General features: G+C 42.9%; 1 protein-coding gene. It reads right to left on the bottom strand.

Going from position 1 to position 1,005, the window contains the following annotated elements; translation table 11 throughout:
* Window positions 1-14 precede the first annotated feature (14 nt).
* On the bottom strand, window positions 15-917 hold the full coding sequence (locus tag AACX33_RS06320; RefSeq protein ID WP_445253294.1) for an IS982 family transposase: 903 nt from the start codon (window positions 915-917) through the stop codon (window positions 15-17).
* Window positions 918-1,005: the final 88 nt, after the last annotated feature.

Raw genomic sequence — 1,005 nt, 5'->3', positions numbered from 1 at the left:
ACGCCTTATGTGAATTAAGGCAGAGGATGCTGTTCAAAAGTAAGAACGTCAATACCAAAACGAAGACGCAGAAAAATACGTAAAGTATGACTGGTGATTTTAGCAGCAACATGGACGCAGATACCATCAACTTTCTTCCTCAATAGACGCTCCAAATTACGTCCGGTATTTTGCACCTCGTGAAATACCCCTTCAACACGCTCGCGCAGGCGATTGAGCAAACCCTCAAAAGCTTTTGGCTGTTGTTGAAGCTGATTAGCTCGTTTTGGAGTAAAAATTTGATTACCCGTAGTTTTGGCAATATCGCTTTGCCATTCACCACCGATAAATCCTTTATCTGCAAGGATACGGCAGCCACGAACGGAATCTAACACCGATTCTGCGGCTAAACGTTCATCTGTACTGGCTGGCACTAAAGAATAAACCAAGGGAATACCATTGAGAGTGCTGACCAGAACTAACTTGTAGCCAAAGTAATTCATTTTGCGACTGGCACACCAGCCATAATCAGCACTGCCTGTAAATTCACTTTGGCTTTTGTCACGTTTATAGCCAACTACAGGTATTGGTTTTGTATCTAACAACAAGGTACGTTCAAAGATTGCCCCCAAGTCTCGAAGCCAAAAACGTCTTAATTCTTCCAGCATTCCCTCTAATCGTCTGGCTCTGCGGTTGAACTGGCTTTGGTCTAATAGTTTTGGAAACAAACTCAAATAATTTGCCCTCACGAACCCTAAAAACTGCTGTTCTCCTGGGTATGGGAAAAAATCCATTGCTACCAACAGTGTTAACATCTCACTATCCGTAAATTTTGGTGATGGCCCTGGCAATAACGGTACGTTACGATCGCCTTTTTGTTGATACCAGTCATCTATTAGCACAAAAATTGTCGTCAATAGGGTCGAACCGTCTACCATATTCATTAGGAGACCTCAAGCTTTGGTGTCGTTACCTTTATCTTGTGGTTTCCCCTTCTTTTTTGCTACCCCATCTCACATAAGGCGT

Source organism: Nodularia sp. LEGE 04288, assembly GCF_963896525.1.
Classification (GTDB): domain Bacteria; phylum Cyanobacteriota; class Cyanobacteriia; order Cyanobacteriales; family Nostocaceae; genus Nodularia.
The sequence above is the reverse complement of the archived record's forward strand: the minus strand, read 5'-3'. Positions and strand labels throughout refer to the sequence as shown.

Excerpts from the sequence above, each read along its gene's own strand:
- AACX33_RS06320 (WP_445253294.1), bottom strand. The coding sequence starts at position 917 with ATGGTAGACGGTTCGACCCTATTGACGACAATTTTTGTGCTAATAGAT.